Raw genomic sequence first — 13,975 nt, forward strand, 5'->3', positions numbered from 1 at the left:
ACCGCATCGCGTCCGGAGGATCACGCCTCCGGTCTTTTTCAAATTCAAACGCAGGGAGAGCGGAGAAGTTGATTCGTTGGCTGACAACGGCGGGAGCATTGTGGCGAAGGCGTGCTGTTTTCATCCCCCCAAAATTGGGGGATTTTTTTTGTCTGCTTCCGGTTGCAATGATTTGCCTGCCGGCGTCTCCGGTATGGCCGCAGGCCAAGCATCCCCCCGGCCTCACCGCCATCGCGTATACGTTCCGGGTCGATAAAGAACGGCCGGCGCATACCGACAGCCTGATTTACACCATCCGCATATGGAACGACCCGCTGCAGGCCGATACGCTTGCCGGGGTGGAGGCCGAATTCTTTCTGCCGACGTTCGCCAACGGCCGTTTCGCTCTGCAGCTTTCCACCTTTCGTTATGCCGGCCCCTACCCGGTGGTGGTCGATGCCACGGCCGGAAAAATCACCTGGCAGATCGGCGACCTGGTGCGCCGGCGGCCGCCGCAAAGCAGTGACACCGCCACCGTGGTTTTCTCGTTTCACATTGCCGCGGTGGCCGAGTTCTCGTTGAACTGCGGCGAAAATCCCCTGACCGCCACCGCGCGCGTTTCGTTCCGCAACGGCGAGGGCCGGCGCATCTATCCCGGCACCCCACGTGCCGCAGAAAGCACGCTGGTTTTGACGCCCGATTTGGTGGCGGAAAATCTTGGTGTGCCGGCGGAACCGCAGCGCCGCGGCGGGCTGTTGCGGGTGCGTTATGACTATGCCAATCGCGGCAACGTGGCGCGCGCCGCCACGCTCTGCTTGCGTCTGCCTGCCGGCCTGACCGCGGACAGCGTTCGCGTCGTGCCCGACAGCATCACCATCACGCCCGCCGGCGCTGATTCCATTTGTCTGGCGCTCGGGGTAATCGCCGCCGGCGTGTCGCAGAGTGTGACGCTCCGTCTGCCACTGCCACCGGATCTGCCCGGCGATCTCGACTCCCTCTGCCTGGCTGGAACGCTGCTGACCGACTGCGATCGCAATCCCGACAACAATTTCTTCCGCAACACTTGCGCCGGCATCGCCCCGCTCGATTTGCTGGCCCTCGCCAAACAGGTCGTGCCGCAACGCGCACGCGTGGGTGACACCCTGACCTTCACCCTCACCGTGCGCAATCTCGATCCGCGCCTGCAGGCGTGGCATCTTGCGATCGTCGATACGCTGGCAGCCGGGCTGCAATGGCTCAGCGCCGACCCGCCTTTCCACTTTGCGAATCAAATTGTGACCTGGCAGCGGCCGGAACTCATGGCCGGCGGCACCTGGACGGTGCACCTGACCGCCCGCCTGACGGAAGACTGGCTGCGCCGGCAATCCGGCAACCCCTGCGCCCCTGCAACTCTCCACAATGCCGCGGTGGTGACTTCCACTTCCGCGCAGGGCGCTGCCAGCCCGGAATCACCGCTGCACCTGCGCAACAATCGCAGCACGGCGGCCGTTGTGGTCGAGCCGCCGGCTGACTTGCTGGAAATTTTCACCACCCTCGACACGTTGCGCCACACCGGTCCGGCGGCGCTGCTGCCCGGCGACACGCTGCGCTTCACCCTGCACTACCGCAATCGCAGCGGCCAGATCACCGCCACCGCCACCGTGATCGATTCCCTGCCGGATCCGGCTTTCCTGCAATTGCTGGCTCCCCTGCCTGCGGGTTTTCTCCACGATGCTGCCGGCAACCGCCTGCTGCGCACGGACCTGCGGCTGCCACCGGCGGCACACGACTCCGCTTCGTTCCTGCTGCGCTTTCAACCCGCCGGCCGCGCCTGCGAGAACCTCGTGGTGTACAATCGCGCGCGCATTCACGAGGCCACGCAACTCGATTGTGATTTGGCCAACAACACGAGTACCACCGCCGTGACGCTGACTGGCCACCGCAACCTGCTGCAACTCACCGTGCCGGCATCCGCAGCCGCCGATCCCGGAGAGGAAATTCTCTTCACGGTGCATTATCAAAACCTCAGTGACATTTCCGCGACCGGCGTGATCATCCAGGCCAATCTCGCCGCGGCCCTGCAGGTAACCGCAATCAGTGACAGCGGCCAACTCAACGCCCTGCGCCTGACATGGCAATTGGGCACGCTGGCGCCGCACACCGGTGGCAGCGTCTTCTGGCGCGCGCGCGTGCGCGACACGCTGCGCTGCGAAGCGGAGCAAATCCCCCTCGTCTCGAGCATCATGGCGGAGGTGGAAGACTGTGTTCCGGAGGACAATGCCGGCGTGACGACGCTCACCCTCAATGCCCCGCCGCCGGCGGCACGGCCGCACCTGGCGGTTTATGGTCTGCAAGTCAACGACGCCAATCACAACGGCTGTGCCGAAGCGGGTGAACCCTTGCGCCTGCGCCTGCTGTTTCATAATCGCGCTTCTGCGAGCGCGCAGCGGATCACCTTCACCAACTTGCACGCCCGCTGGGGCGCGCAAAGCCAGCCATTGCCGCCGCCGGTCTTCATCACCGCGGGGCTGGCGCCGAACGACAGTGGCCATGCCGACTTCGAGTTTGTGATCGCCGGCAATGATTTGAGCGCCACGGTTTTGCGGATCAGCGGTGAAATCACAGCGGAAAACTTTTGCGCCGCCGCCCTCGACAGCAGTCTGCTGCATCTGCGCTTTTGCCCGCTGCCGAACGTGGTGTTCAAGACGGTCACGCTCACGGACGCGCCCGGCAATCGCGACGGTCTGGCCAGCGAAGCCGAGCTGCTGGAGGCGCTGGTGGTTTGCCAAAATGAGAGTCCGCTGACGGCTGACAGCGTCACGCTCACGCTCCATTTCGCGCCGCCGCATTTGGAGTTGCTGGCGAGCCGGCCGGCGCTGGCGCTGCCCCTGCCGTTGCGGCACCGCCGGGCGCTCGCCGCCGGCCAGCAGGACAGCGTGCGTCTGCGCCTGCGCTATGCGGATTTCGCGCCGGCCGAGGCGGTGGTGGCGCTCACGGCCACGCTTGCGCTGTCGGCATTCACGCCGCCAGCCAGCGCGCAGGCGGTGCTTGCCATCAAACAGGAATGTTATGCGCGGCCCAATCCCTTCATTCCGGCACGCCATCCGGAGGGAGTGCGCTTTGCGCCCAACGACGGCCAGCAAGTCGAAGTGTTCGATTTGCACGGCAACCGGCGGCGTGTGCTGACCACGCGCGGGCGCTGGGACGGCCGCGATGATGCCGGCCGGGAATGCGAGCCCGGGCTCTACATCTGGTCGGTTGCAGGAAGCTGTCGCGGCACGATCGTGCTCGTGCGCTGAAGCCGCCATCCGCAGGTGGGTTCTTCTATCCTCTGCAGGTTTTCCTTTTGGTTGTGGCCCGCCCGGGTTGGGACACAGATTTGGGCAGATCACCGCAGATCAAAATCAGCATGAATCGGCCTCGCTCAACGTCCGGAATTTGGGTATAACCGCGTGCCGGGTTGCGTGTTGTCCACACCGGTGAGCATGGAACCGAAAACCATCGGGGCAGCGAAGATTTTTGGAGTACAGATTTTCGCAGATGAAATGCAGGGACAAAAATCAGCGTTGATCGGGTGTGCCCAAGAATTTTGATGCCCGCTTGCAAGCTGCGTTCTGAAACCGTTGCCCTGTCTGGTCGAGGTCGCCTTTCGTCCAGTCATTCACCGCTACTTTGCAGAGTTGAGGCAGGAATGTTGCACCGGGGTTTTTATTTAAAGCAAGACAGGCTGCGGATCGCCGTGCTCCTGTTGGGCGCGGCCATCTTGCCCGGTGGCGGGGAGAGCCTGGCACAGCCCAGTCTCTACCGTGGCGCGCGCGCCACCGCCATGGGCGGTGCCTATCTTGCCGTCTCCGATGATGTCGAAGGCATTGCCTACAATCCCGCGGGGCTGGTGTATGCGCCGCAGCGCTGGCTGTTTGCCTTCAGTCTGGAAAATCTTTTCAGCGCCGGTCTGCCGTTTCAAAATGACCTGCAGAACAGCGCAGCCCTGTCGGTGACGAGTATCGGTTTCGTTTACAACCGCCTGCGCCGCGCCAATCAAACTGTGCCCGTGTTGGTGCTCGGGCGGCCGGACGATTTGCCATTACAAGCACACGGCCCGGCGCCGACTTCCAATGATTTCTCGGTGGGTGCGGCTGCCAGCATGCTGCGCACCGGGCTGCTGAATGAAATTACCGTCGGCGTCTTTGCCAGCAGGGGTTTTTTTGAGAAAGACCGGCCGCTGCCGTTTTCTTCTCATTTGCCGCACGGGCTGGCCGTCAGCTTCGCCGGCACGCTGGTGGGGGTGCAATACGATCGCGAGATTGTCGCGCACGCCGACGTCAATTCCGTGGAGGAACGCGAAGCCATCCGCGGCTTCTTCACCGAGCACGGCCGCAGCCACTTCAGTATGGGGTTGGAAGTCGGCGCGATGGCGCATTTGCATCGCCGTCTCAACCTCGCCATGGCTGCCAATGTGCTTGCCCCCGATCTGGCGCTGGCCGGTGAGCACAAAGCGCCGCGCCGCCTGCGTGCCGGGATGGCCGTGTTGCTCGAACCACGCCGCCGCTGGTTGCTCGCCGCCGATCTCGAGCACCGCGACAATCTCTCCGGCTGGCGACTGGCGCTGGGCAGTGAGTGCGGGCTGTTTGCGTTGAATCCTGAAGTCCTGCGTGTGCGCCTGGGGGTGAATTACAACTGGTGGTCAGCGGGTTTTCGGCTCGCCAAGCCCATGCTGCTGGAGTTGCACTACGCTTTTCTCATGCCGGCCCTTTGGCAGCAGAGTCGCCCCGCTGGTTTTTTCAACCACCTGGTCACCTTGTCATTCTCCCGGCCGGCCAGCCCGGATTCACAGTAAAGCTCGAGCGAGTAACTTCATGCGACTTTCAACGGCTCTGTTGATTCTCCTTGGTCTTCCCGGCGGCGTTTTCCCCGCCGCCACATCCGGGGAGCGCAGCGATACGCAGCTAGCCGCTCGTCTGCCGCTGACACAGACCTACGCCTGCACGCTCAATGTCTGGAATCGCGAGACGCAGGCCGGCGGCAAGGATCTGCCGCTCACGGCATTCCGCCTCACGGTCGCAGCGACGCGCCGGGAGCAGCCCGGCTCTGCGGCGTGCCCCTCCGCCAAAAGCCGTTTCTGGCTCGATCATTGGACTCTGCAGTATGTGCGCCACTGGCAGCCGGGCGGCAGCGGCCGGGTGGAGCAGGGAGAAGTGGACTGGAACAAGTTGCGCATCCGAACCGATGCCGGTTCCGAAACCTTCAAAACAGTGCGGCAACTTTCCCCGCGCGACACTCTGGCGCGCCTGGAGCTGTACTCGGAGATTGCCATGGGGCGCAACGATTTGCTGCGTCTGGGCATCTTTCATTTTCAACCTGACCGCCCCGGCGTTTATGCTTTGCATTTCACCCTGCAACGCGGGCAGACGGTCACGTTCAGCACAGTCAGGCGGATTGAATTTTTTTGCCCCGAGCCGGCGCCGCAACTCACCCTGCTGCATGCCGTCAGCATCGACACCGCGCGGGCAAACTACCGGCATTTGCCGCTGGTCGCCAGCACTTTTTTTGAAGCAGACTCGGATCGGCCCAATCAGAATGACACCGACCGCAGTTTGCACTCGTTGTTTCTGGGGATGGTGGCGCAGCGGCTCGCCCGGCAGCCTCTGCAGGGTGATTTTCTGGTCTTGGAAGATCCTCTTCTCCCGGCGGATCGCGCGACACAGCTCAGGCGGGCAACAAGCCGGGCGCAATTCCTGTTGAGCTGGATCGAACGCTCTGCCCGTACCCTGCAAAAAGCAAACGCCTGCGCCGGCGGGCAAGAGGCAGGGGCTGGCGGCGAAACCGCCAGCGCTTTCGGCCTGGGGCTGCGGGAAGCCTCCGCGGCGGAACAGGAGATTTATTTGAAGCGCGCGCCTTCGGAAGTGTCGCCGCAATGGTTTGCCGAGGAGAACCGGGTGGTGCCGCTGGTCTTTGCGCCGGCCGCACAACAACTGGTCTTTGCTCCGGTGCGACTGGCGCATGACTTCTCCGCCGATTGTGCCACTTTCCGTTTGTCGCAGCTCGATACCCTGCTTTTGGGAGCCTGTCTGCAGGGCGCCGAGCTGGTGGTGACCGATGTGGCGGGGCATACCCTCACACAAAGGCTTTCGCCGGCGGAATTGCGCGAGCTTTGCCGGCCGCAAAAAATTCTCGCCCTGCGCTCGCCCGCATGGTGGCGCTTTCTCAAACCCGGCAAATACACCGCCAGTCTGCGGCTCAACACTGCCTGTGAGACCGGCCTCGCCACAAGCAATGCCATCACCTTCGACGTGCCGGCGCCGCGCGCGGAAATTTTCACCTTTTCACCCTATGACCGCGTCGAACTCTGTTATGACATCGATCGCGAACGCGTGACAGCGATCGGCGCGGAAATCGTGCAATCCGTGCGCGAGCATCTCACCCTGCCCACCTCCCGCACGCTCGTCTTCATTACCGGCCACAGCGACAGCCTGGGCGAACACCGCCGCGATGGCCGCGGCAGCCAATACAACCTCGACCTGTCGTTCCGCCGTGCCCGGCATCTCGCCGCGCTGCTGCAGACGGCGCTCGCCGAGCAGGCACGCCGGGCCGGTCTCGAGCTCAGAATCATCAACGAGCACCTGCCGGGCAACGGCCCTTCACGCCCGCCGCAGCTCGCGGCGCATGCCCGGCCCGTTGTTCAGGCCGGCACCAACGGCCGGCACCCCGGCTACCGTGAACTGATCATCGCCGAAAAACTTCGCGCCTTCGATGAAATGCCGGTGACGCCGCGCGTGCCTGCGCGCCGCGAGATTGAGAACCGCATCGCCGCGATTCGCGATCGCCTGCCGATGGAAACCGTCCACCTGCAATTGTCCGACCGCGACCACAGCCGCGATCTCGCCATTGTGATCGCCGGCTTCGGCGTGACCGTGCCCTTTCACCGCCGCCTTGAAGAAGCCCCGGAAGTGGTGGAAGCCTTTTGTGTGATGGGATACAAACCGCAAGACATCCCGCGGGCCATTTTTGGAGACGATGCGCATCCTGCCGGCCGCTTCCTCAATCGCCGCGCGGAGTTGCATGTTATTTGGTGAGCAGAGCCGCCGCAACCAGGCCGTACCAGCCGCACCAGCAGCCCGATGCGAGCGGCGGTTTGGTGGCCGTTGCGCTGCCGGCAACTGGCGGGTTGAACACTGCCCCGGCTTGCCACCACCATGATCATGCCGCAGCCCTCACCCCTCAGGAGCGAGGATGATCACTTTTGGAGCATTTCATCCCGGCGGCATCTTGTCCAGTGCCACGACCTTCTCACAAAGACTCCTCCCCGGTGACAGCGGTGCATTTTGGTGGTAATTTGCCCTGTGCCTTTGCACATCCATCCCGATGAAAATGAGCTTTCGTAGTCGTGCCTTCAGGCACCGACCCTGAAGCGGGTTTGCTGCCCGAGTGTTCCCGGGAGCCCTGCCGCAAGGGGAAGCGCTCCCGCCAGCTTTGCCTTCCGCCCCGGCCACAGCCAGGGTCTGGGTCTATGTGCGCCGGGCCAGCCTCCGAAGCAGTCCCGGCTCCAGCAACCAGCGCAATGTAAACCCGCCGGCCTGTGCCGGCACTTCGCCTTCCACCAGCGCCACGCCCGCCTTTTTGAATGTCATGAAGGCAGTGTTCCGGCCCGTTACCAAAAAACCGAGCAGAGCGCTCAGATGGGGTTCATGGCCAACCAGTCCAAGAGTGGCGCCATCTTCATGTTGATTCAAAAACGACAGCAGATCGGCCGGTGCGGCATCGTTCTGCAGCAGAGCGGTTTCCTCAAGCTTGTGGATTTGCAGTTTCTTTTGTATTATCTCCGCGGTTTGCCGCGCCCGCAGCAGCGGGCTGGTGTAGAGATGCGTGAGTTCACCCTCGAGTCGGCGCAGCGCCGCAGCGACCTGCGCTGTTCGGCGGCGGCCTTTCTCCGTCAACGGCCGTTCGTTATCGGGTCGCGTCCAGGTTTCCCGCAGCGCAGCGATGCCGTGGCGAATGAGATAGATTTTCATGCGGCACTCCTTTCACACGCATATCATTGTGAGTATGATGCCCTGCCTTTCTTCGCGAAAATCCGGCGGCAATATAGCAAGCTTTCGGCCCTCTGTCAATTCACTGGCGCGGTGCGGCGCCCGGCGGTTGCTGCTGTCCGGCTGCATGGCCCTGCTGCTCTCCGGCGGGGCCTGCTCCAAATCGCAATCTCCTCATACCCAAATTCCGCCTGCCGGGGTGAAGGAAATGGCTCCGCCTGACACCGTCATGCCGGTGCCCTCACCGCCGGGCCCGGTGGCGGGATCGGTGTGGGATGTGATGAAGCCCGGCGACCCTCTTCCCAAAGACGTGTTGCAAGCCATGGCCAGCCAGGGCGCGGACACACGTTTCGCACAGAAACTCTGGAAAACCCGTCTGCTCGACATCGATGGCGACGGTGCGCGCGAGCTGATGCTTTCCAATGTCATTGAATGGTGTGGCACCGGCGGGTGCGGCGTTTGGCTGTGGCAGCGCCAGCGGCAAGGGCTGCGCAATCTGTTGCCCACCGATGATATTCTCGCCGTTGCGGTGGAGGTCGAATCGACCGCCACCAGGGGCTATCGTGACCTGCGCTTTTATCACCGCGCCGCGAGTGAAGACAACCGCATGTTGTTGGTGAGCGATCTGTTTGCCTGGGACGGCAGCATCTACCGCTATCGTTCGCGCCGGCAGCACGGGGAATATTTGGCCGCGGCCCTCCCGCCCACCTGCTGGAAAGTTGTGCCATGAGGCCTGCCGCCACCACGCGGGGCATGGGCACCGTGACGGCGCGGTCAAACGCGGTCCCTTCTTGCGTCATACCTCAGAACACCACCGCCCGGCCGTCTCGTCCGGCACGGGGCTCGCTCTTTTTCGACTCATGTCCGCCGGGAGCCGGGTGTCCGGCCGGCTTCCTCATGCCCGGGAATGGAGACGGATGAATTTTTTATACCGGCACCGGAAACTCAAACATTCGGAGCTTGACATGAAAAAACGTTTGATTGGCGTTGGCATGCTGGCGGGTTGTCTGCTGACCCTGCCCGCGGCAGCGCAGGATTTCTGGTCATGGTGGGGCGATGGCAAAGCCGAGTTGTCATCATACAAAATAAAAGCGCAGCGCTACGGTGAATTGCGCGAAGGGTATGCGGTTTTGATTTTCGTGACCGAAGACCTTTCCCGCACCACGCGCATCAAAGTCGAATCGGAGGCCATCCCGCCCGCCGACCGTGCACCGGTGCTGAAGCTCAATCACGTCGTGAAATTTCCCACCGGCATTTATGACTATTCTCTCCTGACCTCGACCTTCAGCAGCATAGAATCCGAATTGGGCCGGCCGCCGTTCGAGCCGCTCAAGATTTCATTCACCGCGCAGGAATGGTGCGGCCAGGTTTTTCAAATGGTGATTCCGCAGCGCGATCAGATCGAATTCACCCTGCACAGCTACTTTCAGGGTGAAGGCGATCAAAAGCGAACCCTAAAGCTGCCGGCCAATGCCGCCTTCGAAGACAATTTCCTGATTTGGATTCGTGAGCTGAAAGGCGAGGTTCTGGCCGCCGGCCGGCGCCGTGAAGTGCAAATCTTCCCGAGCGCCTGGGCGTTGCGCAGCGGCCACCGCGAAGCCGCTTTCCAGTCCGGCTGGATTGCCAAGGAGGCGGAGGAATCGCTCAAGCTGGCCGGGGGCGAGTTGTCTGCCTGGCGCTGGCGCTGGCAGGTTGGCAACCGCAGCGAAACGTGCTGGGTGGAGAAGGCCCATCCGCATCGCATTCTTAAATGGCAATCCAGCGACGGTGGCACCGGTGAGCTGATCAAAACCCTGCGCCTGCCCTACTGGCAGTTGCACGACAATGATGATTTGCCCTATCGCGCGCAGCTCGGAATCCCGCAGTAGCCGGTTGCTGGTTGCTCGTCAGAGATCGCTGCCGGCCGGCTCATCAGCCACGAGCAACCGGCAAATTTTCAAACCACCAGTAACGTCGCAAGCGGGGGCAGTATGCCCGGTCAAACCGTAAAACTGTTAAAGGTCTTCATCGCCTCGCCCGGCGATGTGATGGTCGAACGCGAAAAAGCGCGCGAGGAGATTCTGAGCCTGCGTATGCTCGCGCAGAAACACGGCTTTGATCTCGAGGCGACAGGCTGGGAAACGCATGCCGCGCCGGGTATGGGCCGCAGTCAGGCGCGCATCAATCAACTCGTGCGCGAATGCGATTTGTTCCTCGGCATTTTGTGGCGGCGCTTCGGCTTGCCCACCGGCGAGGCGGAATCCGGCACGCTGGAGGAATTCAATCTCGCGCGCGAACGCTACATGCGAGAGAATGCGCCGGAAATCATGCTCTATTTCCGCGAGGTGCATCCCGACTTTCTCGCTGATCCCGGCCCGCAATTGCAAAAGGTTCTCGAATTCAAACAGCAGGTGGAAGACGGCCGGCTTGCGCTTTACACCAACTATCGCGACCCCGGGCATTTTGCCGCGTTGCTGCGCCAGCACATTACTGATTGGTTGCTGAAATTGGTTCCCGAAGACCGCCCGGGCGCTCCCAGCGCTCGTGTGGTAGAAGAAATCCCGCCTCTCAGCGCCTTCGCCGAACATCTCGAATACTGCCGCACTGAATTGCAGAAAACCGCACGGCCGTTGCGGTTGCGCACGCTCACTTTGCCGCCGCTGTTTCTGGAAGAAGTCGAGGCCGAGCGGCCGCGCAACATGAAAGTGAGCATTGCGGTCAAGACGTTCCCGCGGCTTCTCATTTTGGGAGAGCCGGGCGCGGGCAAAACCACCTCGCTCAAAAAACTCGCGGCAGAATATGCGGTTTGGCACGGCGAAGGCAGGAAGCCGGGAGGCAATGAACCGGAGGATTTCACCCTTCCTCTTTTTGTCGATCTCTCCGCCTATCCCACCCTTGCCGCCAAAGATGCCCAATATGGCCTGTGGCGTTTGATCACCGCGAGTGTACGCGGCGTGCATGATGTCGATGTGCGCAAACGCCTCGCGGCCGGCGGCTGCCTGCTGCTGTTCGACGGGCTGAACGAAGTCGGCGAGGCTTATGACGAAGTCGTGCATCATCTCCGCCATCTTGTGCACGACATTCCGCACAATCGTTTTGTCGTGACCTGCCGGCCCGGCATTTATCGCGACGAATTGCGCCACGAATTTACGGCGTTCCAACTGAAACGCTTGAGCAGCTTCAATGCCTCGAAGGTTTTGGAGATTGAAATCGGCGCAGAAAAAGCGCAGCCGGCATGGAAAGGCTTGGACGAATACACGCGCGACCTGTGCCGCAATCCGCTCATGCTCACGCTGTTGGCGGACGAGCTGCGCGCCAGCGACAACCCGCCGCAGAATCGCGCGGAGCTGTTCGACCGTTTTATCGATCGTTATTTGAGCGAATGGGCGCGCGTGAAAGGCGCAGGCTCGGTGCGGGTGGAAAAAGAGATTCTCTCGGCGCTGGCGTGGCGACTCGGCACCAGCCGGACGTTGCTTTCGGCGGATGAGGCTGCGGCTGTCATGTCCGCCCGGCTGGCGGAACTCCAGCGCAAGAACGAAGCGCCGGCGCATCTGAACGTTGCAGATCTCAGTCGCGAATTTCTCCACCACGGCCTGCTGCGCGAAAGCGCGGGCCAAACCGGTTTCTTTCACCAGGCCGTGCAGGAATACTTCTTCGCGCGTGAAGTGGCGCTGCATCAATCAATCGAATATGTTTTCAAGCATGTCAGCGACCCCGAATGGGCAGAAGTGCTGGTGTTTGTGTGTGGGCTGGTGGAGGATGCGACGGAGGTGGTGAGGGAGGTGATGAAAACGGATTTGTATTTGGCGGCGAAGTGTGCTGCCTATGCAAAGTATGTTGTCGCGGAGACTGTCGATGAAATTGCCGTCCAAAAGATGGCTGGCTTTGGGCGAATTTGGGTATTGCATACAGATACAACAAAGAACTTGAAGCGTCAGAATCGTGCTTGCAGCAGGCGGTTACACTGAACCACGACTCCCCGTGGCGGCATCACCATCTCGGACGCACATTTTCGATAAAAAAAACTATATGGGCGCTATGGAACAATTCCAAATTGCGACGAATTTTGACTTTGAATATGCCGCCCCGCATTTGGGCTTGGGAGAGCTTGATTTTGAGCATTTCAACTTAATTGAGAAGGCAATCGACGAATACCAGCTTGCCATTCAATTTGAACAGCGGCCTTCACGTCTATCTCATTTCCTCCCAAAGCTCGCCCGCGCCCTCGAAGCCGCGGGCCGCACCGCCGAAGCCCGCCAGCGCTACCAGGAATATCTCGATCGCTTCCCCTGGGGCGAGCATGCGCAGGAGGCGCTGGCAGCGTTGGAGCGGCTGGGCGGTGAATAACAATTCGTCGTTCGCAAGCAACACTTGTGCTGAATTTCCAAAACAAAAATGCCCGGATGGAACAATCTATCAGGGCATTTCCATTTCAGCAAAGTCAATCAAGCTTCACGGCTCCGAGCAACTGTGGAAGAAGCCGCATTGGGGGCAAATCAAACGGCAGCGGAAGTTTTGCAGGCGGGTGCCGCAATTGTCGCAATACACCCAGTAGCCACAGGCCTCTTCCGCCAGAGGGGCTTTTGCTTCCCAATCCGGCTTCGGCATGTGGGCGGAGGCGGGCCGTGAGAGCGGCAGGTACTCCAGCTCGGGAATGTTGAACATGCGCCCTTCCTCCTTAAAACAAGGGCCTGCCCACCATTTCAAAGACCATGAACAGAATCGTGCCCAGTGTCAATGCGCCAAAAACCAGCGCAATGGCGCCGAATTTGACATTTTCCCTCATCTCCAGGCCGTAGGCCATGGCCGGCGCGGTGTTGACCGTGAGGTCGCCGTTGATTCGCGCCTGGCAGGCCAGACGTTCCTTCGGCTGGTCACCGAGCTGCAGCTTCTCGAAGATCGTCGGCGGGTTCAGGCACTCGCCCGGTTGTACCGTAATCCGGTCCGTGCCGCATAGACCGAACCCCCGGCAGTTGAGCCAGCGGTTGACACTGCCATACACACTCACCCCCGCTTGTTTCGCGGCCTGGCGCACGGTGGTGCCGGCCGGCACGTCGACTTTGCGATTCTCGGCTTCGAAGTAAACGGTGGGCATGGGCCTCTTCCTGGTTCGGTTGGAGATGGAATGCGGAATACAGGATGACTGCAAACTGACCGCCCGCTGTTGGACACTGACAGGCTTCCGCTCAGTGGTTCAGGGCTTTCAGGCCTTCGCGTGCGCGGTTGATCAAATCAGCCGATTTGCTGGTGGCGATGACCTTGTTCCACCACTCTGCGGCTTTGTCGTGCTCGTGCATGGCAGCATAGATCACGGCCATGTTGAACATGGCAAAATCATAATCGGGGCGCTGCTGCAGCACGGTCTGCAGCTCCGCGAGCGCGCGGTCATTCTGCTTGAGATTGAAATACGCGCCGGCGAGATTCAACCGGGTTTCGACATCCCCCGGTTTGACGGCAAGCATGTCGCGGTAGAAGCCCGCGGCTTCTTCATATTTGCCGGCCATTTCGTAAATGGCCGCCAGATGCAACAGGGCATTGAGGTCCTTGGGGTCTTCCTTGACGCGTTTCTTCAGCGAGTCGATCTGTGCGAAGATGGGCGCCATGGCGTCCATATCACCCATCCCACCCATCCCACCCATTCCACCCGTCCTTGGTGCCGGCGACTGATTCTGGCTGACTGCCGGCGCCGCCGTGGAAGGCTTGACCGGCTCGGGATTGGTGCGGGGATAGAACAAAAAGAACAGGATGCCCACCACCACGGGAATGCTGGCGAGCAGCGATATGGTTACCCATGGCGAGCGTGTGCCGCGACCGGATACGCCGTGCGCCGGGGGGGTGGCCGCCCCGGCCACCGCCTGGCCGCAGTGGTGACAAAATTTGGCCCCCGGCTTGAGCTCACTGCCACAGGCGGCACAGGTGCCGGCACTGGCATGCGCCAGCTTGGTGCCGCAGGCGGGACAAAAGCGGTGCTGTGGCGAGACCTCCGCGCCACATTGACTGCAATTCATGCG

General features: G+C 61.6%; 11 protein-coding genes. 7 read left to right on the plus strand and 4 right to left on the minus strand.

Features of this window, described 5'->3' with window-relative positions; genetic code table 11:
* The first annotated feature begins 167 nt into the window (after positions 1-167).
* The 3 genes from ONB52_09190 (at position 168) to ONB52_09200 (ending at position 7,031) form a co-directional block, all read left to right on the plus strand.
* On the plus strand, positions 168-3,257 hold the full coding sequence (locus ONB52_09190; GenBank protein ID MDZ7416317.1) for a DUF11 domain-containing protein: 3,090 nt from the start codon (positions 168-170) through the stop codon (positions 3,255-3,257).
* A gap of 440 nt (positions 3,258-3,697) precedes the next feature.
* Positions 3,698-4,795 (plus strand): hypothetical protein, encoded by a 1,098-nt coding sequence (locus ONB52_09195; protein MDZ7416318.1) that lies wholly within the window; start codon positions 3,698-3,700, stop codon positions 4,793-4,795.
* A gap of 19 nt (positions 4,796-4,814) precedes the next feature.
* Positions 4,815-7,031 carry a hypothetical protein gene (locus ONB52_09200; GenBank protein MDZ7416319.1) on the plus strand — a complete coding sequence of 739 codons (2,217 nt, stop codon included), beginning with the start codon at positions 4,815-4,817 and terminating at the stop codon, positions 7,029-7,031.
* Positions 7,032-7,463: 432 nt separating this feature from the next.
* Here the strand turns inward: ONB52_09200 and sixA are convergent, their stop codons facing one another.
* Positions 7,464-7,967 (minus strand): phosphohistidine phosphatase SixA, encoded by a 504-nt coding sequence (gene sixA, locus ONB52_09205; GenBank protein ID MDZ7416320.1) that lies wholly within the window; start codon positions 7,965-7,967, stop codon positions 7,464-7,466.
* A 226-nt stretch (positions 7,968-8,193) separates the two neighbouring features.
* Between sixA and ONB52_09210 the strand changes: the two genes are divergently transcribed.
* From ONB52_09210 to ONB52_09225, 4 genes are all read left to right on the plus strand, one after another.
* Positions 8,194-8,715, plus strand: coding sequence for a hypothetical protein (locus ONB52_09210; protein ID MDZ7416321.1), 522 nt, complete (start codon positions 8,194-8,196; stop codon positions 8,713-8,715).
* 235 nt (positions 8,716-8,950) lie between these two features.
* Positions 8,951-9,853, plus strand: a complete 903-nt coding sequence (locus ONB52_09215; protein ID MDZ7416322.1) for a hypothetical protein — start codon at positions 8,951-8,953, stop codon at positions 9,851-9,853.
* 102 nt (positions 9,854-9,955) lie between these two features.
* Positions 9,956-11,932: an NACHT domain-containing protein gene (locus ONB52_09220; GenBank protein MDZ7416323.1), complete on the plus strand. Its 1,977-nt coding sequence runs from the start codon at positions 9,956-9,958 to the stop codon at positions 11,930-11,932.
* A gap of 13 nt (positions 11,933-11,945) precedes the next feature.
* On the plus strand, positions 11,946-12,311 hold the full coding sequence (locus ONB52_09225; protein ID MDZ7416324.1) for a hypothetical protein: 366 nt from the start codon (positions 11,946-11,948) through the stop codon (positions 12,309-12,311).
* Positions 12,312-12,416: 105 nt separating this feature from the next.
* On the opposite strand, the gene ONB52_09230 is transcribed toward ONB52_09225, so the two are convergent.
* The 3 genes from ONB52_09230 to ONB52_09240 all read right to left on the minus strand — a co-directional run bounded on the left by ONB52_09230 (position 12,417) and on the right by ONB52_09240 (position 13,972).
* Positions 12,417-12,629 carry a hypothetical protein gene (locus ONB52_09230; GenBank protein MDZ7416325.1) on the minus strand — a complete coding sequence of 71 codons (213 nt, stop codon included), beginning with the start codon at positions 12,627-12,629 and terminating at the stop codon, positions 12,417-12,419.
* Between the two features lie 13 nt (positions 12,630-12,642).
* Positions 12,643-13,059: a (2Fe-2S)-binding protein gene (locus tag ONB52_09235; protein ID MDZ7416326.1), complete on the minus strand. Its 417-nt coding sequence runs from the start codon at positions 13,057-13,059 to the stop codon at positions 12,643-12,645.
* Positions 13,060-13,150: 91 nt separating this feature from the next.
* Positions 13,151-13,972: a tetratricopeptide repeat protein gene (locus tag ONB52_09240; protein MDZ7416327.1), complete on the minus strand. Its 822-nt coding sequence runs from the start codon at positions 13,970-13,972 to the stop codon at positions 13,151-13,153.
* Between the last annotated feature and the right edge of the window lie 3 nt (positions 13,973-13,975).

This window comes from candidate division KSB1 bacterium (genome assembly GCA_034506255.1).
In the GTDB taxonomy this organism is placed as follows: Bacteria; Zhuqueibacterota; Zhuqueibacteria; order Zhuqueibacterales; family Zhuqueibacteraceae; genus Coneutiohabitans; species Coneutiohabitans thermophilus.

What these genes read in the sequence shown, in the direction of transcription:
- ONB52_09190 (MDZ7416317.1), top strand. Translation starts at nt 168, where the DNA reads ATGATTTGCCTGCCGGCGTCTCCGGTATGGCCGCAGGCCAAGCATCCC.
- ONB52_09200 (MDZ7416319.1), top strand. Translation starts at nt 4,815, where the DNA reads ATGCGACTTTCAACGGCTCTGTTGATTCTCCTTGGTCTTCCCGGCGGC.
- sixA (MDZ7416320.1), bottom strand. Translation starts at nt 7,967, where the DNA reads ATGAAAATCTATCTCATTCGCCACGGCATCGCTGCGCTGCGGGAAACC.
- ONB52_09210 (MDZ7416321.1), top strand. Translation starts at nt 8,194, where the DNA reads ATGGCTCCGCCTGACACCGTCATGCCGGTGCCCTCACCGCCGGGCCCG.
- ONB52_09215 (MDZ7416322.1), top strand. Translation starts at nt 8,951, where the DNA reads ATGAAAAAACGTTTGATTGGCGTTGGCATGCTGGCGGGTTGTCTGCTG.
- ONB52_09220 (MDZ7416323.1), top strand. Translation starts at nt 9,956, where the DNA reads ATGCCCGGTCAAACCGTAAAACTGTTAAAGGTCTTCATCGCCTCGCCC.
- ONB52_09230 (MDZ7416325.1), bottom strand. Translation starts at nt 12,629, where the DNA reads ATGTTCAACATTCCCGAGCTGGAGTACCTGCCGCTCTCACGGCCCGCC.
- ONB52_09235 (MDZ7416326.1), bottom strand. Translation starts at nt 13,059, where the DNA reads ATGCCCACCGTTTACTTCGAAGCCGAGAATCGCAAAGTCGACGTGCCG.
- ONB52_09240 (MDZ7416327.1), bottom strand. Translation starts at nt 13,972, where the DNA reads ATGAATTGCAGTCAATGTGGCGCGGAGGTCTCGCCACAGCACCGCTTT.